The organism is Paeniglutamicibacter sp., assembly GCF_046714615.1.
In the GTDB taxonomy this organism is placed as follows: domain Bacteria; phylum Actinomycetota; class Actinomycetes; order Actinomycetales; family Micrococcaceae; genus Paeniglutamicibacter.
In genome coordinates this window covers 1-22,579 of the sequence record NZ_JBKKAP010000087.1, presented here as the reverse complement: position 1 = coordinate 22,579, position 22,579 = coordinate 1, and the positions used below count along the sequence as shown (strand labels likewise).

At 65.5% G+C, this 22,579-nt stretch carries 22 protein-coding genes; 7 read left to right on the top strand and 15 right to left on the bottom strand.

Annotation, left to right across the window (positions count from 1 at the left end; genetic code table 11):
• The first annotated feature begins 40 nt into the window (after positions 1–40).
• Positions 41–712, top strand: a complete 672-nt coding sequence (locus tag ACLQ7E_RS10865; RefSeq protein ID WP_411732591.1) for a GntR family transcriptional regulator — start codon at positions 41–43, stop codon at positions 710–712.
• A gap of 23 nt (positions 713–735) precedes the next feature.
• Here the strand turns inward: ACLQ7E_RS10865 and ACLQ7E_RS10860 are convergent, their stop codons facing one another.
• The 5 genes from ACLQ7E_RS10860 to lysA form a co-directional block, all read right to left on the bottom strand.
• A complete protein-coding gene (locus ACLQ7E_RS10860) occupies positions 736–1,500 on the bottom strand; it encodes a SurA N-terminal domain-containing protein (protein ID WP_411732590.1) in 765 nt (254 codons plus the stop codon).
• 110 nt (positions 1,501–1,610) lie between these two features.
• On the bottom strand, positions 1,611–2,411 hold the full coding sequence (locus tag ACLQ7E_RS10855; protein WP_411732609.1) for an amino acid ABC transporter ATP-binding protein: 801 nt from the start codon (positions 2,409–2,411) through the stop codon (positions 1,611–1,613).
• 23 nt (positions 2,412–2,434) lie between these two features.
• On the bottom strand, positions 2,435–3,388 hold the full coding sequence (locus tag ACLQ7E_RS10850) for an amino acid ABC transporter permease (protein ID WP_411732589.1): 954 nt from the start codon (positions 3,386–3,388) through the stop codon (positions 2,435–2,437).
• Positions 3,375–4,316 (bottom strand): ABC transporter substrate-binding protein, encoded by a 942-nt coding sequence (locus tag ACLQ7E_RS10845; RefSeq protein WP_411732588.1) that lies wholly within the window; start codon positions 4,314–4,316, stop codon positions 3,375–3,377. Before ACLQ7E_RS10845 ends, ACLQ7E_RS10850 begins: the two co-directional genes overlap by 14 nt.
• Before the next feature lie 65 nt (positions 4,317–4,381).
• The gene (gene lysA, locus ACLQ7E_RS10840; RefSeq protein ID WP_411732587.1) at positions 4,382–5,686 is read right to left on the bottom strand and encodes a diaminopimelate decarboxylase; all 1,305 of its coding nucleotides are present in this window, start codon (positions 5,684–5,686) and stop codon (positions 4,382–4,384) included.
• 184 nt (positions 5,687–5,870) lie between these two features.
• Between lysA and ACLQ7E_RS10835 the strand changes: the two genes are divergently transcribed.
• Both ACLQ7E_RS10835 and ACLQ7E_RS10830 read left to right on the top strand, forming a co-directional pair.
• On the top strand, positions 5,871–7,484 hold the full coding sequence (locus tag ACLQ7E_RS10835; protein WP_411732586.1) for a helix-turn-helix domain-containing protein: 1,614 nt from the start codon (positions 5,871–5,873) through the stop codon (positions 7,482–7,484).
• Between the two features lie 115 nt (positions 7,485–7,599).
• Complete coding sequence (locus ACLQ7E_RS10830) at positions 7,600–8,112, top strand: hypothetical protein (protein ID WP_411732585.1); 513 nt, start codon at positions 7,600–7,602, stop codon at positions 8,110–8,112.
• 28 nt (positions 8,113–8,140) lie between these two features.
• Here the strand turns inward: ACLQ7E_RS10830 and ACLQ7E_RS10825 are convergent, their stop codons facing one another.
• Positions 8,141–9,400 (bottom strand): MFS transporter, encoded by a 1,260-nt coding sequence (locus tag ACLQ7E_RS10825; RefSeq protein WP_411732584.1) that lies wholly within the window; start codon positions 9,398–9,400, stop codon positions 8,141–8,143.
• A 210-nt stretch (positions 9,401–9,610) separates the two neighbouring features.
• On the opposite strand from ACLQ7E_RS10825, the gene ACLQ7E_RS10820 reads away from it, so the two are divergent.
• Positions 9,611–10,612, top strand: a complete 1,002-nt coding sequence (locus ACLQ7E_RS10820; protein ID WP_411732583.1) for an adenosine deaminase — start codon at positions 9,611–9,613, stop codon at positions 10,610–10,612.
• A 245-nt stretch (positions 10,613–10,857) separates the two neighbouring features.
• Here the strand turns inward: ACLQ7E_RS10820 and ACLQ7E_RS10815 are convergent, their stop codons facing one another.
• From ACLQ7E_RS10815 to ACLQ7E_RS10805, 3 genes are all read right to left on the bottom strand, one after another.
• The gene (locus tag ACLQ7E_RS10815) at positions 10,858–11,673 is read right to left on the bottom strand and encodes a putative hydro-lyase (protein ID WP_411732582.1); all 816 of its coding nucleotides are present in this window, start codon (positions 11,671–11,673) and stop codon (positions 10,858–10,860) included.
• Between the two features lie 71 nt (positions 11,674–11,744).
• Entirely contained in the window at positions 11,745–12,962 is a 1,218-nt protein-coding gene (locus ACLQ7E_RS10810) for an NRAMP family divalent metal transporter (RefSeq protein WP_411732581.1), read from the bottom strand.
• Between the two features lie 232 nt (positions 12,963–13,194).
• Positions 13,195–13,488, bottom strand: coding sequence for a DUF1540 domain-containing protein (locus ACLQ7E_RS10805; protein WP_411732580.1), 294 nt, complete (start codon positions 13,486–13,488; stop codon positions 13,195–13,197).
• A 242-nt stretch (positions 13,489–13,730) separates the two neighbouring features.
• Between ACLQ7E_RS10805 and ACLQ7E_RS10800 the strand changes: the two genes are divergently transcribed.
• On the top strand, positions 13,731–15,188 hold the full coding sequence (locus ACLQ7E_RS10800) for a GuaB1 family IMP dehydrogenase-related protein (RefSeq protein WP_411732579.1): 1,458 nt from the start codon (positions 13,731–13,733) through the stop codon (positions 15,186–15,188).
• A 7-nt stretch (positions 15,189–15,195) separates the two neighbouring features.
• Here the strand turns inward: ACLQ7E_RS10800 and ACLQ7E_RS10795 are convergent, their stop codons facing one another.
• The 3 genes from ACLQ7E_RS10795 to ACLQ7E_RS10785 form a co-directional block, all read right to left on the bottom strand.
• Positions 15,196–15,690: an Lrp/AsnC family transcriptional regulator gene (locus tag ACLQ7E_RS10795; RefSeq protein WP_411732578.1), complete on the bottom strand. Its 495-nt coding sequence runs from the start codon at positions 15,688–15,690 to the stop codon at positions 15,196–15,198.
• A gap of 157 nt (positions 15,691–15,847) precedes the next feature.
• On the bottom strand, positions 15,848–16,300 hold the full coding sequence (locus ACLQ7E_RS10790) for a DedA family protein (protein WP_411732577.1): 453 nt from the start codon (positions 16,298–16,300) through the stop codon (positions 15,848–15,850).
• Positions 16,301–16,393: 93 nt separating this feature from the next.
• The gene (locus ACLQ7E_RS10785; RefSeq protein ID WP_411732576.1) at positions 16,394–17,680 is read right to left on the bottom strand and encodes an MFS transporter; all 1,287 of its coding nucleotides are present in this window, start codon (positions 17,678–17,680) and stop codon (positions 16,394–16,396) included.
• A gap of 203 nt (positions 17,681–17,883) precedes the next feature.
• On the opposite strand from ACLQ7E_RS10785, the gene ACLQ7E_RS10780 reads away from it, so the two are divergent.
• A complete protein-coding gene (locus ACLQ7E_RS10780; protein ID WP_411732575.1) occupies positions 17,884–18,720 on the top strand; it encodes a hypothetical protein in 837 nt (278 codons plus the stop codon).
• Positions 18,721–18,729: 9 nt separating this feature from the next.
• Here the strand turns inward: ACLQ7E_RS10780 and ACLQ7E_RS10775 are convergent, their stop codons facing one another.
• The 3 genes from ACLQ7E_RS10775 to ACLQ7E_RS10765 all read right to left on the bottom strand — a co-directional run bounded on the left by ACLQ7E_RS10775 (position 18,730) and on the right by ACLQ7E_RS10765 (position 21,128).
• On the bottom strand, positions 18,730–19,095 hold the full coding sequence (locus tag ACLQ7E_RS10775) for a Rieske 2Fe-2S domain-containing protein (RefSeq protein ID WP_411732574.1): 366 nt from the start codon (positions 19,093–19,095) through the stop codon (positions 18,730–18,732).
• Positions 19,096–19,193: 98 nt separating this feature from the next.
• Complete coding sequence (locus ACLQ7E_RS10770; RefSeq protein WP_411732573.1) at positions 19,194–20,405, bottom strand: NAD(P)/FAD-dependent oxidoreductase; 1,212 nt, start codon at positions 20,403–20,405, stop codon at positions 19,194–19,196.
• Between the two features lie 231 nt (positions 20,406–20,636).
• Entirely contained in the window at positions 20,637–21,128 is a 492-nt protein-coding gene (locus ACLQ7E_RS10765) for an SRPBCC family protein (protein WP_411732572.1), read from the bottom strand.
• Between the two features lie 419 nt (positions 21,129–21,547).
• Here ACLQ7E_RS10765 and ACLQ7E_RS10760 point away from each other — a divergent pair, with 419 nt between their 5' ends.
• Complete coding sequence (locus ACLQ7E_RS10760; protein WP_411732571.1) at positions 21,548–22,408, top strand: alpha/beta fold hydrolase; 861 nt, start codon at positions 21,548–21,550, stop codon at positions 22,406–22,408.
• The last annotated feature ends 171 nt before the right edge of the window (positions 22,409–22,579 follow it).

The following is a 22,579-nucleotide window of genomic DNA, read 5'->3' as shown; positions in this document are numbered from 1 at the left end:
GACGGGCTTGGATTAGATTGGAAGGATGCCAGTGAACGCCATGATTTCAGCACTTCCCCTGGCCGAGGGGTCAACCCACGCACACACCGGCGCGTGGGTTGCCGCGGTGCTGCGCTCACGGATTGCCGAGGGACAGCTGCTGCCGGGTGCCAAGCTGTCCGAACAGGCGCTCTCCGATGCGCTGGGGGTTTCCCGCAACACCCTGCGCGAGGCCTTCGCGGTGCTTGACCACGAGCTGGTCATCACCCGGATCCCCAACCGCGGGGTCTTCGTTACCTCCCCCGGGCCCGAGGGTGTGCGGGAGATCTACGGGGTGCGGCGCATGATCGAGCCCGCGGCCGCACTGTGGGGCCCCAACTTGAACGTCGAGGCACTGGCCGCGGTCATCGTGGACGCGCGCAAGGCCCTGGCTGCCGGGGACATTGCCAGGATGGCGGATGCCAACCAGTGCTTCCACGAGGAACTGGTCCGTGCCACCGGCAGCCGACACCTGCAGGAACTCATGACCAAGGTCCTGGCGCAGATGCGCCTGGTCTTCCACGCCATGGGCGACGCCCCCGACTTCCACTCGCACTACGTGGAACTGAATGCCGGGCTGGTTAGCTTGCTTGCCGACGGGAAGCGCGAGGAGGCGGCGGCTTCGCTGCGCGGCTACCTTGACCGTGCCGAGGCGGAACTGCTGGCCCACCTGGCCGATGACGGAGGAAACTAACTCTCCCCGCCGGCCGGGCGGAGCTACATGTTTAGGGTGACCTTGGCGTCCTTGCGCAGCACCGCGACGTAGTCCTTCACCGCGGCACCTTCCTTTTGGAGCTTCAGCTGCTGTTCGAGCTCCGGCTTGATCTTCTTGAAGGTGGGTGCCTCGGGCGCTGGGGCATCGGCGGTGGCCTGGCCCTTGTACTGTTCGAGCACGACCTGGTAGGCGTCCTTGAGTTCCTTGTCGGTGGGCGTGAAGTCCCCGACTTCCTTCGAGATCAGCCGCCCGACCTCAAGCTGGGTCTTCAATTGGGTGCGAACCACTTCCTCGTTCAGCCCCTGCTTGTCCATGGCTGCCAGGAATGCCTTGGTGTCCATTTTATTGGTCTTGGCCACATCCCCGAGGGCCTGGTCAAGGTCCTTGGACGTCGCGAAGATCTTTTTCTTCTTCGCCTGCTGGATCAGCAGCTCGGTGTTTACCAGCCCCTCCGCGGTCTGCTTGCGCAATAGCCCCTGGTCAAGCTCCTGGCCCGAGGCTTGCGCCTGCTGCACCATCTGGGGGAACTGGCCCTCATAGATCCGGGTGAAGTCGGCCTTGCTGATCTTCTCGCCGTTGACCTCGGCAACGATCTCGGGGATGCCCGAAACATCAGGCGTCGGTCCCGCGGCATCCGACGGTGCCGCTTCCGGGGCAGGGGCACTGGCCCCGGCGGCGGGTGCCGGTTCCTCCGCGGCACTGCACCCGGTCATGAACGCCAGCGAGGCGATCAGGGACATGGAAAGGATCCACTTCTTCTGCAACATAAACTCCCAGCGTTTGGAACAACCCTTGGAACCCTAACAGGCGAAACAGGGCGGCCGCTGGACGCTCGTCGGGGCGTGCGGCCGGCGCACGCCCCCGCCCAACGGTTCAGCTAGATCACGTTTTCCAGGAAGGCGCGGGTGCGTTCATGGCTGGGGTTGCCCAAAACCGCGGCGGGCGCACCGGATTCGACCACGACGCCACCGTCCATGAACACCACCTCGTCGGCGACGTTGCGGGCGAACCCGATCTCGTGGGTCACCACGATCATGGTCATGCCGCTGGCGGCGAGCCTCTGCATCACATCCAGCACATCGCCCACCAGCTCCGGGTCCAGGGCCGAGGTCGGCTCGTCAAAGAGCATCAGCTTGGGTTCCATGGCCAGCGCCCGGGCAATGGCCACGCGCTGCTGCTGGCCGCCGGAGAGCTTGGCCGGGTGCAGCCCTGCCTTGTCGCCCAGCCCGACCTGCTCCAGGAGCTCGTGGGCCTGGGCGACCGCCTGCGCCTTGGGAATCCTCCTGATGCCGATGGGTGCGGCGATGATGTTTTCCAGCGCGGTGAGGTGCGGAAAGAGGTTGAAGCGCTGGAACACCATGCCGATGCCCCGGCGTTGCCGCGCGACCTCGCGCGGCTTCATCTCATGGAGCTTGCCGTTGCGCTGGGCATAGCCGATGAGTTCGCCGTCGAAGTTGATCCGGCCGCCATCGATGCGTTCGAGGTGGTTGATGCAGCGCAGGAAGGTGGACTTGCCCGAGCCGGAGGGGCCGAGCAGGCACATGACCTGTCCGGCATTCACCTGCAGGTCGATGCCCTTGAGCACCTGGATCTGGCCGTAGCTCTTGCGCACCCCCTGGGCGTGGACGAGTGGCTTGGCGTTTTCATCCGTGCGGACCAGGGACGGGGATTCGAGGATTCCGTTCAATTTCTTCTTCCTTCCTAGCTGCGGCGTACGCGGTTGGCCAGGGCGACGGCCCGGCCGATGGGTGTGGGCCCCAGGCTGCGGCTGCCCCGGCCGTAGTGGCGCTCGAGGTAGTACTGCGGCACCGACAGGATGGAGGTCAGCGCCAAGTACCAGATGCTGACGACGATCAGCAGTTCCACCTGGTGCAGGTTCTGCGAGGATATGCGCGCCGCCACCGTGTAGAGCTCGGCCACGGCTATCAGCGAGAGCAGCGCGGTGTCCTTGAGCATGGAAATGGTCTCGTTGCCCATGGGTGGGATGATGACCCGCATGGCCTGCGGCAGTTCCACCTTGAGGAGGGTGAACAGCGGTGTCATGCCCAGGGAGTAGCAGGCCTCTTTTTGGCCCAGATCGACCGAGAGCATGCCGGCGCGGACGATCTCGGCGGTGTAGGCGGCCTGGTTGGTGGTCAGGGCGATCACGCCCGCCACGAAGGCGGGGATCAGCGCGTTGGTGTCAACGGTGAAGACCGTGAAGTCGGTGAAGGGAACCCCCAGCGACAGCTGCTTGTAGAGCAGTCCCAGATAGCCCCAGAACACGATCTGCACCAGCAGCGGCGTGCCCCGGAATACCCAGACATACAACCAGGCGACCGAGTTGAGCACCGGGTTGGCCGAGAGCCGCATGAGAGCCAGCACGATGCCGAGGATGGTGGAAAGGACCATGGTGATGATCGTCAGGGCCACGGTGAGCACCGCACCGGTCACGATCCGGTCGCTGAAGAGGAACTTGGCGATCGTGGGGTGGTCGATGTTGGGGTTCTGCCACAGCGAGGTTGCCACCCCGGCCAGGACCAGCAGGATGAGGCAAGCCAGGACCCAGCGGCCGGGGTGGCGCAGCGGGACGGCCACGATGTCGTGGGCGCCGGGTTCCGCGGCCACCGGGTGGGCGGATGCGGGCCGCCGTTGCGCGGTGCTATTTCCCGCCATTGTTCACACCTGCCTCGGTCACGGCAAAGTCGGCAAGGTCGTACTTTTCCATGAGCTTGAGGTAGGTTCCGTCCTCGACCAATGACTGCAGCGCCAGGTGCAGCGCCTCGGTGAGCTCCTGGTTTTCCTTCAGCAGTCCGATGCCGGTGTAGACCGGGTTGTAGCCGTTGGGGAACTCGGGGTCCTTGACCAGTTCAAAGAGCTTGCCGTCTCCCGCGGTGGCGGCGGCATAGGCGGCGACCGAGGCGTCGACGACGTCGGCGACGGCCTTGCCCGAGCGCACTGCCGTTTGGGCGTCAAGCTCGGTGGGTAGCTGCACCAGCTCGATCGGCGCCTTGCCGGCTTCCTCGCACTTGCTCGCGTAGGAGACCAGGTAGTCAACCTGCACCGTTGCCTTCTGGACGGCAACCGGCTTGCCGCACAAGTCAATGATGGATCCGATCCCCTCGGGATTTCCCGCATTGACCAGGATCTTGAACCCGGCATGGAAGTAGTCGACGAAGTTCAACACCTTCTGGCGTTCGGCCGTGTCGTTCATCCCGGCGAAGATGATGTCGTTTTTTCCCGCTTGCAGGGACGGGATCGAAGTGTCGAAGGCCTGTTGCTGGAAGTTGAACTTCACGCCCAGCTTCCCGCCCATGGCCTGGGACAGGTCGTAGTCAAGGCCGGTGGGGTTGTTGTTCTCGTCCAGCATCTCCATGGGCGGGTTGGGGATGTCGGCGGCCACGTTGATGGCCCCGGCATCCTTGTACTTCGCCGGCAGGGCCGCCGCGGCCGCGGCGTCGACTTCGACGCTCACCTGTGGATCCGGGGTTCCTGCGGCGACGGGCTCGTCGGTGGCGCAGCCGGTCAGTGCCAGGCCCATGGCCAGCGCTGCGGTGGAAAGCAAGGTCAGCGCGGGACGGCGGTTGTGCGCGGTGATGTTCATGGCGGTTCGGTTTCCTTTGGGAGTGGGATGCGAGAGGGACGGAATGGTTGGGGGCCGAGGCCGGCTTACCAGCGGCGTTGCAGGGCCGGTTGTTGGGTGCGCAGCAGGTCTTCATAGGTTTCCCTGGCGACCGCGAGCGTGGCGGACCCGTTGGCACAAAAGATGACCGGCGACTTGCAGGCGCCGTTGTAGTTGTTGGCCAAGGTGTAGGCGTAGGCCCCGGTCGCGGGCATGGCCACCAGATCCCCGACCTGCGGGTCGGCCAGCGGCACGCCGGCGGACATGAGGTCACCGGATTCGCACTGGCGTCCCACGACGTCGGCGACGATGGTGGGTTCGGCGCCGATCTTGGTGGCCATCAGGGCCTCGTAGCGTTGTCCGGTGAGGGCGATGTCGATGTTGTCGGCCATGCCGCCGTTGATTGCGACGAAGGTCTTGCCCGTGGTCTTGACGGTGTTGACCGAATACAGCGTGATGCCGGCGCGTGCCACGAGCGAGCGACCGGGCTCAATGATGAGCTTGGCCTCGGCGGGCAGCAGCCGGGCCGCGGCCTCGGTCAGGGTGTCCAGGTAGTCCTCGACGCTCGGGGCGATCTCCTCGTACGTGTATTTCACGCCCAGTCCCCCTCCCACGTCGTAGGTGTCGAAGGTGCCGAATTCGGCAACGGATTTCACGGCCTGCGCAAAGGGCTCGGTTTCCAGCACCTGGGAGCCGATGTGGACGTGGATGCCTTCGAAGTGCAACAGGGGGTGCTTGGCGATGCGTTCGATGGCGCGGGTGATGTCGGCGGGGGGAAGCCCGAACTTCGAGTCGTTGCCGCCGGTGACCTGCGAGGCATGGGTGGCAGGGGTGATGCCCGGGATCATGCGAAGCAGGACGCTTTGTTCCTTGGTCGCCATGGCCTCTAGCCGGTCCAGGTCGTTGAAGTTGTCCACGATGATCGCCCGGATGCCCGCCGCCAGTGCCATCTCGATTTCCTGGTCGGACTTGGCATTGCCGTGCAGGTAGATCTTCTCGGGGCTGACTCCTGCGGTCAGTGCCATCATGAGTTCTCCGCCCCCGGCCACATCCACGCTGAGCCCCTCGGCCTGCGCAATGGCATACATGGCTACGCACGGCAACGACTTGGAAGCGAAGAGCACCTCGGAGTTGGGGCGCCTGGAGCTCAGGCCCTGGACGAAGCGGCGGATCTGCCGGCGCAACCCGGTCTCGTCCATGATGTAGGCAGGGGTCCCGTATTGGCGGGCCAGCTCGGTGACCGATACCCCTCCGATGGACAGTTCGCCGGTGTCGGAAATGGTGGATTCCTCCGGGAGGATTTCCATCAACAGGTTGAGGTCCGGATGTTGCAACTGCTGGGTGACTGTCATGGTGAGGTGCCGTTTTCCTTTGTGCCTGACTGGTGGCTGCCGAGGCAACAACCGGGAACGAATCTGATCTGCGTCAACTGTAGGATTGACTTCACCGAAAAAATTCGTAGATCCGACCAAGCTTCAAGTCGGTTTATTGTCAGGTCCGCTAAAGACGTGGGCGGCACGGAAGGAACGGACCTCGTTGAACAGCAACGGACAACCACTGACCCTGGCCGGGCTCCTGGAGAGCCTGGGCGCCCCGCTGTTGACCCCGCTGACCGGGATGCAAGGACTGGATGCCTCGATTTCCGTCCCCGTCATCCACGACCACCTCGACCCGCTGCCGGAAACCCCCGGCGGGATCCTGCTGCTGGTGGGCATGGCACCGAACCACGAGGACCTGACTGCTTTGATTGCGCGCTCCGCCGAGCACGGGTTCAGCGCGGTGGTGATCAAGGGCCACGGGACGGAACCGGATGCGGCGCATCTGGCCACGGCGGGTTTGCCCATCCTGGTCGTGGACGACCAGGTCCCCTGGCTGCACCTGGACAATCTCATTACGGCGGTGACCAGCGGCCGCCCTGCGGGCAGCAATGCCGCCAGCTCCCACGGCGAGGACCTGTTCGTGCTGGCCAACGCCTTGGCCACGGCAACCGATGGCGCTGTGGCCATCGAGGACCTGGACCAGAACATCCTGGCCTATTCGAACCTCGAGCGGCATGTGGTCGATCCGTTGCGCCGCAGCGGGATCCTGGCCCGGCAGGTGCCCGAAATGGAAAAGAACATAGACCAGTACCGGGCCGTGATGCTCACCGATTCGGTGGTCCATTTCCCTTACGATCCAAGCGACGGTGAATTGCCCCGATGCGCAGCGCCGGTGCGCGCCGGGCGGCAAATGCTTGGCTCGATTTGGGTGATCGAGGACAAGGCACCACTGGGTCCGGACGGGGAGGCCGCCATCCTGGAAGTCGCCCGGCTCGCGGCCATCCACATTCTGCGTTCGCAAAACGCGGTGGACCTGGAACGCCAGGTCCGCACCGAATGGCTGCGATCGGCGCTGGAAGGCCACGGTTCCGACCCGGCAACCTCGGCACGCTTCGGACTCATGGAGGGCATGTCCCCGGTCCTGTTGGGTTTCATGTTTGCCACGGTGCCCACGGGCCAATCGCGCGGCAACGCGTTGCCGCTGACTCGCCAGCTGGCCATTGCCGCCGAGCAATACTGCTCGATCTTCCACCCCAATGTCTCTTCGGTGGAATCCGGGAGCATGGTTTACGTCCTGGTCCCGGCCATTGGCTCGGAGCAGGCTGCCATGCGCCTGGCCAGCGGCGCCGCCACCGCCCTGGCCGCCCGATTGGGGTTCCAGGTCGATGTCGCCGTGAGCTCCGTGGAAGGAAGTTCCCTGGGGCTGGCCGAATTGCGCAAGGAGCTCGAAGACGTGGTGCGGGTGATGGAAAGCCCCGGCCCCCACCAAGGCGCCGGCCGCGTGGTGGGAACCAAGGAGGTGAACGCCGCATTGGTACTGAACCAATTGGCGCGCGTTCTGCGGGCGCGGCCGCGGTTGGTGCATCCAGGGGTGCGGGAATTGCTGGAAAACGATGCCGCTGCCGGAACCGAGTACAGGGCAAGTCTGTGCGCATATTTTGCCGCGACAGGCGACGTGGCGGCGGCCGCCCGGAGATTGAACGTGCATCCCAACACGCTGCGGTACCGGATCAAGCGCGCCACCGAGCTGTTCGGACTGGATTTTTCAACCGGTGACGAGCAGCTGGCGTTGTGGGTGCAATTGCGTGTGGCGACAAACCCCACGGCCTAAAAGCTCACGGCGGGGCGCAGGCCGGTGCGGCCATGGACCCAGCGCAACACAACAATGACGCAACGTTGTTCCACATGGACTGTCCCGCAGTGCCCCGGCCGTGGAGACTGGGGCCATGACATGGAAGGGTGCCACGGCTTCCGGCTCGGCGGCATGCGCACGGGCACTGCTGGTGGCCGCCGTTGGGGCGGGTGCGTTGTTGGGCGTTTCCGGGTGTTCCGTCATCCTCCATTCGTCCCGGCCCTGCATGCCACCCAATTACACCTTGGATTCCCTGGTCATTGCCCCGGGTGGAACCCTGCGGATTTCGGCTCCGGATGCCACGTGCGACCCGCGCTACGGCGAGGATGCGAAGGTGCGCATCGACCTTGTCAACGGGCACCAGGACGTCCTGCTCACGGAGCTGGCCCCCATGTCTGACGCCGGAGCCTTCACCCACACCATGGAGATCCCGGCCTCGCTTACGCCAGGCACCTACGGCATCTCGGCCGCCCCCGATCGCGTGGATTGGTGCGACGACACCGGACACAACAACCGGGTGGAGAATCCCGGCTTCGGGGACTCCGGGTTGCTCGTGGTGCGGGCAGCCTGCGCCGTGCCCCACGTGGATTTCCGGGTCACCAGGTAGCGGCAGAGCAAAGCTGTCGCCGCTTTGGCTATGGCTTCTTCTGTTCTTTGCCCTGCGGGGCCGGAACTGACCCAACCCGCTCGAGCGCCTGCGGCAGGTACTTGCGGGAATTTGCCCCGATGAAGGCCAGCGACACTAGGCACAACACCAGCATTCCGGCCATGATCCAAGCTGTCTGGACCCACTGCGCGGTGAAGGCAACCACCGTCGGGGCCAGGAATCCCACGTAGGCCAGCGTGTAAAAGAACCCCGTGAGCTTGCCCAATTCGTGTGCCGCCGCCACGCGCTGGATCTCCAGGAGCCCACCGACCATGAGCAGGCCGTTGGCCGAGCCAAGGATGGCAGAGGCGACCAGGCCCAGTGCGGGGCTGGCCGCAAGGATCGCGCCGAGCACGGCCGCCAGACCCAGGAATGCAGCCATCGTCCCGGTCAGCAACGAGCGTGCGTTTCGGACGGTATCCAGCCGGCGTGCAAGCGGTTGGATCAGCACGCTGCAGCCCAGGGTGATGGCCACGGCCGCTGTGGCGTATGCGAGCCGCCCGGCTCCCAGGCCGGGGATGACGGCCGGCACGACGGCAAAGCCCGTGGTGCCCGCCGCGAACACCCACAGGGCAGCAGGCGCCACCACCAGCCTGAATCGCTTGCGTGCCTCGGGATGCGGGGCCGGGCCGGAAACGGGCGAACCCGGGGCGGTTCCCCCGGCGCGGGTCTCGGGCAGCCGGGCCACCACAAAAAGCAGCGGGATGCACAAGACAATGTGCAGTGCGTAGGGCAGGATCGCCGGGGCTGGAGCATAGTTGGCCAGCAACCCGCCGACGACTGGACCGAGCCAAAAGCCGGCGCTGGTCAGCAGCGAGGCGCGCCGGGCTCCGGATCCCGCCACCGAGTCCAGGTCCCACGGCGCCTGGGAGAGTTCCTTGACCCAACTGGTGGCAGCGGCCATCGCCAGGCCCGTGGCAATGCCTGCCATGAAGCGGCCGGCGAAGAGCGGCAGGGTGCCGATGACCGACCCCATCATGGCCACGTTGGCCGCCATGGACAGGGCGATGGCAAAGAGCGTGACGGGCTTGCGGCCGGTCTTGTCCGAGTGCCTGCCGCCCCAGAGCAGCGCCGGCACCAGGCCCACGACGTAGATGCCAAGCATCGAAGTCACCATGACCTCGGAGAAGCCGTGCTCCTGCCGGTAGAACACCAGCAGGGAAACGAATTGGTTGGCACCCCAGCCCACCATCATCAGGCTCAGCGCAGCGGGGAACCAGGGTTTCCTGTGTACGGGTTGGGCTGACACTTCCCTGCCTTCGATTCAATCAAGGCCTGCGGCGCTCGAGGTCCTTACCAGCGGTCGGTCACGAGCGCTTCTTGGCCTAGTCTGCCACGGTGCCGAACGGGTTGCCCGATCCGTGACTTGCCCCTCAAGCCGGTCCCGGCCCGGGCGCGCGCGCCGACGAGGCTCGCGCGAGAGACTATCCTTGGTCGACTACCGACAGGAGCAGAAATCATGAAGTTGCCCGTTGCCGAATTGCACATCCACCTCGAAGGGACGCTGGAACCCGAAGCCATCCTGCGCCTGGCCGAGCAAAACGACATCAAGTTGCCCTGGCCTTCCCTGGAACATCTCCGTGAACAATACGAATTCAGCAATCTCCAGTCGTTCCTGGACCTGTTTTACACCAACCTCGCGGTGCTGCGAACACGGGCCGATTTCCACGAGATCACGCTCGCCTACCTGCGCCGGTCCGATGCCGCCGGAGTCAGGCATGTCGAGCTGTTCTTCGACCCGCAGGCACATCAGGAACGCGGCATCGAGTTGGGCGAGGTCATCGGTGGCATCCGCGCGGGCCTGAAGGAAGGCGAGGAACGCTTCGGAATCACCCACAAGCTCATCGCCTGTTTCTGGCGGCATGCACCGGCCGAATCGGCCATGGAAATCCTGCGCACCTTGGTGGCGGAGGGCCACGACGTCGACGGCATCGGGTTGGACTCCTCCGAGCTCGGCTACCCTCCCATCCTGTTCCAGGACGTCTTTGCTTATGCGCGTGCGAACGGAATGCACGTGGTGGCCCATGCAGGGGAGGAAGGGCCGCCGGAATACATCATCCAGGCCCTGGACCTGCTGAAGGTCAAACGCATCGACCACGGCATCCGCTGCCTCGAGGACGACGCGTTGGTTCAGCGGCTGGTCAAGGAGCGAATGCCGCTCACCGTCTGCCCGCTGTCCAACGTTCGGCTGCGCACCGTGAACACCATGGCCGACCACCCGCTGAAGACGATGCTGGACCGGGGGCTTAACGTCTCCATCCATTCCGATGATCCTGCCTATTTCGGCGGATACCTTGACGCCAACTTCGAGGCGGTGAAGCGGGAGCTTGGCCTGTCAACCAGCGAGCAGGCGACGCTGGCGAAGAACTCGATCGAGTCCTCCTTCCTGGATGAGGCGGGGAAGTCGAGTTTGACAGCCCAGGTGGACGAATGGCTGGCCGCCGAGGGCCAGGACCGGTAAGCGGCCGTTAAAAGAGCCGAGGAAGTACCCGTAAAGGGGAACGGGCACTTCCTTGGCGGATCGAGGACTACGGCTGGTTCCCGGGGAACTGGGTAGTCGGCGTCACGGACTTCGCCGGTGGGAATGGACCCCGGCGACGGCCGTTTTTGGGGCACCAAGGAAGTACCCATATGGGGGAACGGGCACTTCCTTGGCAGATCGGGAACTACGACAGGTTCACGGGGATCCGGGTAGTCGAGGAGTTCCTAGGGAACCAGGTAGTTGCTGTCACGGGCGTCCGTGATCAGCATGTGCCCCGGCGCGTGGCCGATGGCCAACGCCGGCTTGGACTCCATGACCGCCGCCTGCGGGGTGACCCCGCACGCCCAGAACACCGGGATATGTCCGACAGGGATTTCCACGGCGTCGCCGAAGTCCGGTGCGGACAGGTCGGTGATGCCCAGTTCCTCGGGGTTGCCAATGTGCACCGGCGCTCCGTGGACCGCCGGGTAGCGGGAGGTGATGCGCACGGCGTCGGCGACCTGCGAGGCGGGGATGGGGCGCATGGACACCACCATGGGCCCTCCCATGGAACCGGCCGAGGCGCTGCGGATGTTCGTCTTGAACATTGGCACATTCACGCCCTGGTCAATGTGGGCGATCTTGATGCCGCCCTCCATCAGCGCCGTCTCGAAGGTGAACGAGCAACCGACGATGAAGGTCACGAGGTCATCGCGCCAGTATTCGGCCAGGTCGGTCGGTTCCGCGATCTTCACGCCGTTTTCGTAGACCACATACTTCGGCACGTCGGTGCGGATGTCACCGCCGGCCAGCAGCTCCCCGCTGGTCTCCCCCGCGTCCAGCACGCCCAGGATCGGGCAGGACTTGGGGTTGCGCTGGGCGAAGAGCAAGACGTCGAAGGCCTGGTCCTTGGGCACGATGATCAGGTTTGCCTGGGCGTAGCCGAGAGAGAATCCGGCGGTCGGCACCGTCAATCCGTTGCGGAACAGCTCACGTGCCTGCGTGGGGGAAAGTGTTGCGCGTTCCCCGGTTCCGGGTGTCGGAGAATTGGCGGGTGTCATGTTTGCTGGCGTCCTTTCAAAAGGGCGATCGTGGGAGGGCTTTGGCGTGGAGGGCAGGTCCGGCGCGTGGGCTAGGCCCAGAGCTTGGACAGGCCGGCCAGGGAGTTCCAGCCGAGGAAGAGCGTCAGCAGCCAGGTGGCCACGCCGATAAGCAGCAGCCACTTGGGGTAGGCGTAGCCGTGGAGCAGGTCCCGGCGGCGCCAGGCGGCCCAAAGCAGCACCGCGAACCCGAGGGGCAGGATCAGTCCGTTGAAGGCGCCGGCGAAGATCAGCAGCGTCTGCGGGGCCTGGCCCAGGAAGAGGTAGATGACCGCGCACACCGCGATGAAGGCGACGGTGATCAGGTTGCGGGTGCGTTCGGGGGTGGTGGACTTCGTGATGAAGGAAACCGAGGTGTAGGCAGCACCGATCACCGAGGTCAGGGCAGCTGCCCAGAGGATCACGCCGAAGGAACGCATGCCGATGTCGCCTGCCGCGTGCCCGAAGGCCTCCGCCGCCTTGTTGTTGGTGGTCAGTACGGCTCCCCCGGCAACGACGCCGAGGATGGCCAGGAAGAGCAGGACGCGCATCACGCCGGTGACGATGATGCTCAGGATCGAGGCATTGGTGATGTCCTTGACGTTCTCGATTCCGGCGGCGCCGGAGTCGAGCATGCGGTGGGCGCCGGCGTAGGTGATGTAGCCGCCGACGGTGCCTCCGATCAGGGTGGTGATGATCAGGAAGTTGATGTTCTCCGGAAGGACGGCGTTCTTCAGGGCTTCGCCCACCGGGGGTGCGGCGACGATGGCCACGTAGAGCATCAGCAGGATCATGATCGCGCCGAGCATGACCACGATCTTGTCCAGGGCCATGCCGGCGCGCTTGGAGAGGAAGATCAGGATGGCCACGACGGCGGAAATGATGCCGCCGATCTTGGGGTCGAGCCCCATCATGGCGTTCATGCCCAGGCCGGTTCCAGCGATGTTGCCGATGTTGAAGACCATGCCGCCGATGAAGACCAGGGCCGCCAGGGCCCAGCCGATGCCCGGGAGGATCTTGTTGCCGAGTTCCTGGGCACGCAGGCCCGAGACGCCGATGATGCGCCAGACGTTCAGCTGGACGGCGATGTCCACCAGGATGGAGACGAGGATCGCGAAGGCGAACGAGGCGCCGATCTGGACCGTGAATTCGGTGGTCTGGGTGATGAAGCCGGGCCCGATGGCGCTGGTGGCCATGAGGAACATGGCACCAAGCATTGCGGTGCGCCTGGCTGAAGTGCTGAGCTTCGGTTTCGTGCTTGGAGTGGCCATGATTCCATCCATCGGGTTGCGGGTGACTGTTGTCACAAGTGGGAGCGATGAGAAGTACACTACAGGTTGTTGAACAATCCTGACAAGAGGTTGTTCAACAATTTATTCCGCCCACCTCGTTCCCCGACACCGCGAGCGGGCCTCAAAGAACCCCGAAATCACGGCATGACGAGACCCTCCCCGGAAGAGGCAACCGTGCTTCACCACCGGGGAGGGCCCAACAAATCGCGGCTCAGGCGCCGTGTTCGTACGTAAGACAGTCGGCATTGTCGGCGCCGGGCCCCACCCGCACCGAGTCCGCGGCACACATCAGGTGGTCGTTGTGGGTGCATTCCATCCGCTGGCAGGCGCCAACCGAGGCCAGGATCTTGGGCAGACCGCCATGCATACCGGTGTCGATGAACGTCGCGCACTGGGCGTGGTCGGCATTTCCGCCAATGGTGATCCCGGAGGCCCCGCAATGCGTGTGGTCGTTGAACGAGCAATTGGATACGGAACATTCGGTAACGGGCACGGTGACTGTCATGATGCACTCCTCGAACCTGCGGTCACGCGGAATTCGGACCGCTTTGGGTACCACGGTAACCCCAAAGCACGCCCGGAAATTAGTGCCGTTTACGGGCCCTAATCGGGACCCTTGCTACCCACGGGTACGCTCGTTTGTGGATTCAATTCCGCGCGCTGAACATGCCCAAATCCCGCCCGCACACCTCGGTCGCGGTGACGGGCCTCACGCACACGACCTGTGTCCGGCTGTAATCTGAGCAAGTGAAGTTTCTCAATGATCTGCAGCCAGCCCACGACCTGACCTACAACGACATCTTCATGGTTCCCTCCCGGTCGGCGGTGGTCTCCCGGTCCGGGGTGGACCTCGCCACGCCGGATTCCGTGGGAACCTCCATACCGCTGGTCATCTCCAACATGACAGCGGTGGCCGGCAAGCGCATGGCCGAAACCGTCGCCCGCCGCGGCGGGATCACGATCCTGCCCCAGGACATCTCCCTGGCTGCCTTGCAGGACATGGTCTCGAGGGTGAAACGGGCCCACACTGTCTTCGAAACCCCCATCACCGTGGACGTCAACGACTCGGTCTCCACCGCCCTGGCATTGCTGGGCAAGCGCTCGCACGGCGCGGCAGTGGTGCTCGAGGGCCATCGCCCGGTGGGCATCGTCGCGGAAAAGGACTGCCTCGAGGTCGACCGCTTCACCCCGATCCACCAGGTCATGACCTCCGAAATCGTCACCGTGGACAAGGAAACGCACCTGGACTCGGTGTTTGAGACGCTGTCGACTCGGCACCTCGGCATGGTCCCGGTGCTCGACGGCGAGCACCTCGCAGGGGTGCTGACCCGCAAGGGTGTGCTGCGTTCGGGGCTCTACACCCCGGCGGTGGATCCCGACGGGCGGCTGATGGTCGGTGCCGCCGTGGGCATCAACGGAGACGTCGGCACCAAGACCCGCGAACTGCTCGAGGCCGGCGTGGATGTCATCGTCCTGGACACCGCCCACGGCCACCAGGAAAGGATGATCGAGGCACTGCCCCTGGCGGTCGCGGCCCGCGACGAGTTTGCCCTGCGCACCGGGCGCCGGATCCAGATCGCGGCGGGCAACGTGGTCTCCGCCGCCGGCACCCGGGACCTGGCAGCGGCCGGGGCCGACATCCTGAAGGTCGGGGTGGGGCCCGGGGCGATGTGCACCACCCGGATGATGACGGGGGTGGGACGCCCGCAGTTCTCCGCGGTCCTCGAATGTGCCGCCGCCGCACGTGAAGCAGGCGTCGAGGTATGGGCGGACGGCGGGGTCAAGTACCCGCGCGACGTGGCCCTAGCGCTGGCCGCCGGGGCCGCCAGCGTGATGGTCGGATCCTGGTTCGCCGGGACCTACGAATCGGCAGGGGACCTGGTCTCCGACGGCGAGGGGCGCCTGTACAAGGAAAGCTTCGGCATGGCCTCGGCCCGCGCGGTGCAGCAGCGCACCCGGCACCAGTCAGCCTTTGAGCGGGCCCGCGCAGCGCTCTTCGAGGAAGGGATCTCGCACTCCCGCATGTACCTTGATCCGCACCGGCCGGGCGTGGAGGACCTGATCGATTCGATCGTTTCAGGAGTCCGCTCCGCCTTCAGCTACGCCGGAGCCGCCTCGATTGCCGAGTTCCGCGAACGCGTCATCGTCGGGGTGCAGTCCGCCGCCGGTTACGAAGAGGGTCGCCCGCGCGAGGTGTCCTGGTAAAACGGGGCTACAGCCAGGGCACGGCGCCCTGGCTGTGCTCGAAGACCAAGGAGGTCTGGGTGGTGGCCACCGCGGGGTTTGCCGACAGGTTGTCGAGCACGAACTCGCGCACGTCCTTGGAGTCACGCACGGCGACATGGATCAGGAAGTCGTCGACTCCGCCCAGGAAGAAGAGCTGGGTGACCCCGGGCTTGGCACGCATTTCCTCGGCAAAGCTCGACATGAGGTGGCGGGCGCCCGGGCGGATCTTCACGAAGATCAGTGCCTCGAGCGCATGGCCCAGGACCTCGGGGTCGATTTCCAGGGTGAAGCGGCGGATGACCCCGGCCGAGCGCAGGGCGTTGAGCCGTGCCAGGCAGGTCGAGGGGGCGATGCCCAGTTCCTCGGCCAGCGAGTTGTTGGTGCGGCGCGCGTTCTCCGTGAGCATGCGCAGCAACCCGCGGTCGATGTCATCCAGCTCCACGGGGCCGGCCTGGCGAGGAGTCCTTGTCGTGATGGCCACGTCGATACCCAGCTTTCGCAATAATTCATTGGTTTCCTGAATACTACCGATGAATATTTGCCAAGGTCCTCAACCCGCTGCAGGAAGGGTGTGGCAGGTCCCTGGATTCTTGTCGGAATCGCCACTGGCGAGACGGCCCCCTGGCCGGGGCCGTTCCTCAGGAGTCCTTGCGGCGGTGGCGGATCCACGCCAAGGTGGCAAGGAGAAGGACCAGTGCCGCGGCAACGATCCACTGCCAGCCCAGCGCCAGCCACGCATGGATCACCGCCATGCCCACGGTGGAATAGATGGTGGCCCAGATCAGGCACCCCGCCACGACCGCCGGAAGGTAGCGCAGCACCGGCATCCGGGCGACACCCGCGCTGGCGTTGACGGCGGTCTGGATCCCCACGGTCATGAAGGACAGTGGAATGGCAAACACGCCCCAGCGCTGGATGAAGCGTTCGGCGCGTTGGTAGATCGGGCCGGTCAGCACGTGCTGGAAGCGCGTGTGCTCCACCCCGGCGGCAATGCCGCGGCCAATCCAGTAGGTGGTGTTGGCCCGGGCCATGGACAGCAAAAAGAGAAAAGCAAAGGCCCAGCCAAAGGGTGCGTCGCGTAACCAAGCCATGCGTAACAGCCTAGCCGTGCAAACCCGGCCGTCAGGGTTTTAGTGAGCCACCAGACAGGGCCGGAGGTGTCTGGCCCTGTCTGGTCAATGCAGTTACGGTACGGAGCGGATGTTCCGTACCAGAAGTGCACCGAAGATCCCGATGACAGCGGCGACGATGAACAGGGCCGTGTAGCCGCCCAACACCGTCACGGCGAAGAATGCCAGTGCCGGGGCGATGACCTGGGGCAGGGAGTTGGCCACGTTGATCACGCCCATGTCCTTGCCGCGGGACTTGGCCGAGGGCAGGACCTGGGTCAGCAGCGCAAAGTCCACGGCCAGGTACGCGCCAAAGCCGAGCCCCAGGACGCCGGCGCCAATGATCGCGCCGGTGAAGTTTTGCGACACCGCAATGATTAGCGCGGAACAGGCCACGACGATCGAGGAGACGATCACGAAGATCTTCCGCTTCCCGGACCTGTCGCTGATTGGCCCCAGGATCACGGCGCTGATGATGACCATGACCGCGTAGATGCCGGTCAGGATCAGCACGCCTCCGGCGGGGTCGGGGTATTTGACGACATCGGTGAGGAAGAAGAGCAGGTACACGATCGTCATCTGGTTGCCGGTGTTCATCATGAACCGGGTCAGCCAGGCCCACCCGAAGTCCCGGTGCGTCATCGGGTTGATCCAAAAGCCCTTGGCGAAGTCCAGTAGGTTGAAGTCCGGGCGGAACTCGCGCGGCAGCTGCGGGTCGTCGGAACGCAGTAGGTAGGGAATGACGGAAACGAGCAGGGCAGCGGCGCAGATGATGTAGCCGACCGCGATGTTCCCGGTGATCACGAAGCCCACCACGGCTCCCATCAGGATGCCGACGGTCTGCCCCATGGCCGCCAGACCGCCAATGCCGCCGCGCCGGCGTTCGGGCACGCGGTCGGGGATCGTGGCGGTGACCGCCGAATAGGCGGCATTGGCACCGGCCTGCAGGCCGCACCAGCCCAGCAGCATCAGCCCGACGGTGGTGGCCCCGGAAAGCATCAACAGCGAGGCCGCGCCCAGGATGGCTCCGGCGAGGATCCAGGGCGAGCGGCGGCCCATCTTTGAGACCGTGCGGTCCGACAGCGCCCCGAAAAGTGGATTGGCCACCAGTGCCACCGATGCGCCGCAGGCGGTGACCAGCGACAGGATGGCTTCCTTGGACCCCGCATCGATCGCCGTGGCCTGCAGCCCGAGCAACACGTTGATGGGGGCAAAGAAGACAATGTTGATGCCGATGTTGATCGCGACAATCGAGGTGACCCAGCTGCGCTTGACGTCCTTGGTCGGCGAGCGCAGTGCCTCGGGAAGTCCCGCCTCGCCGCCTCCGGCAAGGGCCGTGGGATCGTTGGGGTTGGCTGGCACCTAGAGCACGCCCGAAAGCATGCCAGCCCCGGTGCCGACGACCAGGGCGGTAATGAGCAGCCAGGTGATCACTTTTACGCGTTTGCGAATCGATTCCATAATGCATTTATCGTAGGCGAGATTCACCGCCGTTGCCCATTCAAGAAGACGGCATGGCATGGTGTGTAGCGGCTTTCACCCTCAGGGCGGCTTAGGCTGGGACCATGAGCGAAACCGGTTCCGAGGCGGCCCTGTGGGCACCGCGCCACAGCGGCTGGAAGCTGGCGCACCATCTCTTGCCTTCCTTTGTGTTGTTTGCCTTCCTTGCCGGCACCGGGATCTACGCCGCGCTGCATGCAAGCCCGGTGCTCTCCACTGCCCTGATCGCCAGCGCCCTGGCGGTGATGCTGGGCGTGGCCGCGGCCTTCCGCCGGACAACCCTGGATCGCGCTGCGGGCACCGAAGCAGTCCTGACCACCACGGGGCAGCGCGCCGCCACGTGGTTCCCGATGTTCCGGACCTCGGCCAAGTGGGCCGCGGTGGTGATGGGGCTGGCGGTGGTGATCCTGGTGGCCACCGTGGCGTTGAGCGCCAGGCTGCTGATCATCCACAGCTACGAACCAATGGCGCTCATTGTCTTGCTGGCGATTTTCCTGCTGGGCACCGGCGTGTACGTCTTGAACCGCGGGATCCGGCTAGGGCGCATTGCGGCAACCGCCCAGGAACCCGGTGTCTACCTCACGCGCAGCCGCATTGTCCTCTATGGATCGCGCGGTACCCGGGAGATCTACTGGAACGACGTTACCGGCATCGAGGCGACCGATCCCGCGCGGCGCAGGCCGCTGGGCAAGCGCGGCCCGGCCTGGATCGTGGTGCGCCAGAAGGCGCCGGTGCCCGCGGCCCGGGCGGGCAGGGTCGTGATCCTGGTCCATGAGCTCGCGGCCAACCCCGACCAGCTGTTACGCACCCTGGAACACTATTGGGCCAATGCAGCCGACCGGGCCGAGTTGGGCACCGACGAGGCCCTGGTGCGCGTGGTTACATTCCTTCCGGAGTCCTAGCCAGGTTCCTCAGGCCGGGGTTCCCGGGTACAGGAGCACGCGCCCGTCCATGACCTCGACCCGGTGGGTGCGCGCGTCGCCGGTAGCCGGCAGGCAGAGCACCTTGCCGTCCCTCAGGCGGAAGCGTGAGGAATGCAGCGGGCACTCGATCTCCTCCCCCTCAATCCATCCCTCGGACAGGGATGCAACCTCGTGCGGGCACTGATCATCCAGCGCGTAGTAGTCTCCGCCCTCGGTGCGAAAGAGGCCAATGTCATCCGGGTACCCGCTGGTTTCGCCCGGGACGAGCAGGGTGGTTCCGGGTTCCAGCAGGTCAGCCTCGCCCAGGTCCACCGCGCGCGGGACCGGACTGCGTCCGGGGTTTTCGGTGTCCATACGTCTCCCGCCTTCCCGTGGCCAACCGTGTGCGCCGGGGCTCCGGTGCGCCCCTCCAGTCTTGCCGCGCGAAAGGGCAGGGGCAAGGGCGAGGGAATCTAGCGCGCGAGCTTCTTCAGCGGCACGCCCGGGTCGGCGAGCGACACCGGCTGGACGATGATGCCCTTGTCGATGATGCGCCGCGCCGCCCTGATGGTCAGTCCCCCGTCGATTGCGGCGGCACCCAGCATCCGCCCGTCGGCCGCGATCCGGAAGGCCGCCACCGGCTCGCCGTCGTTCATCCGCAGGATCGTGGTGCCCTCGGCGTTCATGTCCCCCACGCCCTCGACGTGGGTGCCGTGGCGGTCGGACCAGAACCAGGAGGCGCCATGCACCGGAAGTTCCTGCTCCAGCAGGGCGGCGGCGGCGGTCGCCCCGGTGTTCATGGCGTGTTCCCAGTGTTCCCCGCGGCGCAGCAGCGTTCCGTCGGCGTTCCGGGTGCGGGCCATGTCGCCCACGGCGAAGACCCCGGGGTGGGAGGTGCGCTGGTTCGTATCGACCAGCACCCCGTTGTCGGTTTCCAGTCCCGCCGCCTGCGCCAGCTCGGTGTTGGGGATGATGCCGATGCCCACCAGCACCTCGTCGCAGTCAACGACTTGGCCGTCGGCCATTTCCAGCCGGTGCCCGCCCTGGGTCCGCGCGATGCCCACGGGGGTGCCGTGGATGACGGTGATCCCGGCGTCGCCATGCATGGCGTGCAGGCGCCGGGCCAGCTCCGGGCCGACGGCAGGGACCAGCGGCGGGTCGACGGGGTCCACGAGCGTGACCTCGGCGCCAAGCGCCAGGGCGGAGGAGGCGACCTCGGCGCCGATGAGGCCTGCCCCGACAATGACCAGGCGCGTCCCGGGTACGATCTTGGTCCGCAGCCTGTCGGCGTCCTCTTTGTTGCGCAGCACCAGCACCGAGCCCAGGTCCCCGCCCCGGATCGGCAGCGGGCGCGCGGAGCCGCCGGTGGCCAGGACCAGGCGGTCGGCGTGCAGCCTCTGGCCGTCCTCCAGTTCCACGCCCAGGGGCTCAAGTTCCAGGGCGCGCACCGTGGCGCGGACCAGGCCGACGCGGTATTCGGTGAACCAGGCTGCGGGGGCCAGTTCGATGCCCGCTGCGTCCTTGTCCCCCAACAGGTAACCCTTGCTCAAGGGCGGACGGTCGTAGGGGATACCTGCCGGGTCGATGATGTCCAGCCTGCCGGCGTATCCACGGGAGCGCAGGTTCTGCGCCACGGTGAACCCGGCCAGGCCGCCGCCAATGATCAGGATGGATTGAATGTTCATGGGTGTTGCCGCTCCGTCAATGTGCTCGTTCTTGTATTTACCGGCGGGCAAATCGTGCTGGCTTGCCTGCTTCTCTCCTAATCATCCCGCGGAGCGCGCTCCCCGGGGAACTTCGTGGCGGGCAAGGGGGGTGCGGACCCGGTGTCAGGAATCTGCAGCGGTCGCCTCGGCCAGCCGTTTCAGTTCCCTCAGTTGCTTGCGCATCATCAACAGGTCTCCCCACGCCAGCGCTTATCTCTGAAGCTCCTTGAGCGGACCGTTGGCAGGTGGAACCACCAGCTGCACGGCAAGCCGGGACCCCTCACCCAGCCGCTCGACGCCGTAGTGAATCGTCATCCGCCCCAAGAGGCCCATCCGGGATTCACCGCTCATGCCAAGGGTCATCGAGGTTCCCGGCACAACCGCGGTGACAGTGAAGAACCGCATGACGCTGTCGCCGACCCGGACGTCGAGCAGACCACGGTCAAAAGTTTGCGGGCTGCGCCGCCCGAAGTTGTCGAGCAGGTCGTAGCTGTGGGGCGCCACCCGCAGTTGCGTGACCCAGCCAAAAAGGCTGTCCGCCGGCGCGTCGACGACGATGGCCCGAAACCAGTGTTGTCCCGGGCCTAGTGCAGTGAACGGCTGCGCCGCAAGGTCGTTGCCTGTGCTTCGCGGTTCCGGGTACCAGCACCAGGGCGCACGCCGCGGAGGCGAGTCCGGGCCCTCCGGCCCAATATTCCTCACGCGACCGTCCCCGCTTCGGTTACCCCGGGGTCCGACCCAGGCGCCCTGTGGCCTTGCGGGTGGAGGGCCAGGCGGCAAGAATCGATGCGGGGCCGGGCGTTGCCCGGGCTTCTCGTCCGGGACATTCTCTGCCGGGGTCCTCATGCTGCGGATCCTTCCACCACGGGGAACAGCTTCCACAGCCAAATCTACGCCCCGACCCCGCCCTCTCCAGACGGGCGGCACGGGATTCGGGGCAATTCATATTGCACTAATGCAAACTCTTCCAACTCGACCGCAGGTTTACACCGGTGACACGGGTTCAGCACGGCCGATTGCGTGCCGCACCTTGGCACGCCCCATCCCCGGGCACCCGATGGCGCGTCTAGGGTGGAGCTAAACCGCCTTACGGCTCACCGACTGATGCAGGAGTTCCCACGATGACCGTCACCCAGATCCCCGAATACACGACCGACGCCTTCTTCGGCCTCGAAGACAAGTGGCTGGAAACGGCCGAGGGCGAAATCACCCACTACCACGAGCTCGGGCAGGGCACCCCGATCCTCTTCCTCCACGGCTCCGGCACCGGCGTGACCGCCGCAGCCAACTGGTGGCTGAACCTCCCCGAACTGGCCGAATCCGGCCGCTGCATCGCCATCGACTCCGTCGGCTACGGCCAGACCGTCGTGCCCGAGGGCATCGAATACGGCATCAAGGAATGGGTCCGCCACTCCGTCCGCGTGCTGGACGCCCTGGGCATCGAGAAGACCTGGATCATCGGCAACTCCATCGGCGGCTGGGTCGCCATGCAGTTCGCCATCGACTTCCCCGAGCGCCTGCTGGGCATCGTCTCCATGGGCACCGGCGGAGCCAAGAAGACCGCAGCCCTCTCCGGCCACGCCAAGCCCGAGCTCTCCGAGGCCGGCATCCGCCGCACCCTGGAGCAGTTCGTCGTCGACAAGTCCCTGGTCACCGACGAACTCGTCTCGCTGCGCTATGCCTCGGCCCTGAACGACACCGCGTCCGACCGCCTCGTCGACGTCGTCACCGCCCGGGACCGCGACCGCGACGCCCTCCCCCTGGACTTCGAGGTCCTGGGCAAGCTCCAGATCCCGGTGCTCCTGGTCCACGGCATGCAGGACGTTGTCATCCCCGTGACCCGCACGCACGAACTGCAGGCAGTCATCCCCACCGCCGACTCGCACATCTTCAGCCAGTGCGGCCACTGGTCACAGGTCGAACGCGCCAACGAATTCAACCAGGTCATCAAGGCCTACCTCGCACTGCACATGGCCAAGTAGTTTCGCCAAGCAGCCGCCCGGAAGCCCCGCCCGTCCACACCAGGACTGAACTGCTCCCCGAAAGTTGGACTGAATAATTCAGATCCTTACTTTCGGGGAGTTTTTCATGCGTCAAAATAGTTCATTGACCGCCGAGCAGCGGCTGGCTGCCGTCGATCTTTTCGAGCAGGG

Bases quoted from the DNA above. Each gene is read 5' to 3' on its own strand.
- ACLQ7E_RS10865 (WP_411732591.1), top strand. From the start codon at position 41: ATGATTTCAGCACTTCCCCTGGCCGAGGGGTCAACCCACGCACACACC.
- ACLQ7E_RS10860 (WP_411732590.1), bottom strand. From the start codon at position 1,500: ATGTTGCAGAAGAAGTGGATCCTTTCCATGTCCCTGATCGCCTCGCTG.
- ACLQ7E_RS10850 (WP_411732589.1), bottom strand. From the start codon at position 3,388: ATGGCGGGAAATAGCACCGCGCAACGGCGGCCCGCATCCGCCCACCCG.
- ACLQ7E_RS10845 (WP_411732588.1), bottom strand. From the start codon at position 4,316: ATGAACATCACCGCGCACAACCGCCGTCCCGCGCTGACCTTGCTTTCC.
- lysA (WP_411732587.1), bottom strand. From the start codon at position 5,686: ATGACAGTCACCCAGCAGTTGCAACATCCGGACCTCAACCTGTTGATG.
- ACLQ7E_RS10830 (WP_411732585.1), top strand. From the start codon at position 7,600: ATGACATGGAAGGGTGCCACGGCTTCCGGCTCGGCGGCATGCGCACGG.
- ACLQ7E_RS10820 (WP_411732583.1), top strand. From the start codon at position 9,611: ATGAAGTTGCCCGTTGCCGAATTGCACATCCACCTCGAAGGGACGCTG.
- ACLQ7E_RS10815 (WP_411732582.1), bottom strand. From the start codon at position 11,673: ATGACACCCGCCAATTCTCCGACACCCGGAACCGGGGAACGCGCAACA.
- ACLQ7E_RS10810 (WP_411732581.1), bottom strand. From the start codon at position 12,962: ATGGCCACTCCAAGCACGAAACCGAAGCTCAGCACTTCAGCCAGGCGC.
- ACLQ7E_RS10805 (WP_411732580.1), bottom strand. From the start codon at position 13,488: ATGACAGTCACCGTGCCCGTTACCGAATGTTCCGTATCCAATTGCTCG.
- ACLQ7E_RS10790 (WP_411732577.1), bottom strand. From the start codon at position 16,300: ATGGCTTGGTTACGCGACGCACCCTTTGGCTGGGCCTTTGCTTTTCTC.
- ACLQ7E_RS10780 (WP_411732575.1), top strand. From the start codon at position 17,884: ATGAGCGAAACCGGTTCCGAGGCGGCCCTGTGGGCACCGCGCCACAGC.
- ACLQ7E_RS10775 (WP_411732574.1), bottom strand. From the start codon at position 19,095: ATGGACACCGAAAACCCCGGACGCAGTCCGGTCCCGCGCGCGGTGGAC.
- ACLQ7E_RS10770 (WP_411732573.1), bottom strand. From the start codon at position 20,405: ATGAACATTCAATCCATCCTGATCATTGGCGGCGGCCTGGCCGGGTTC.
- ACLQ7E_RS10760 (WP_411732571.1), top strand. From the start codon at position 21,548: ATGACCGTCACCCAGATCCCCGAATACACGACCGACGCCTTCTTCGGC.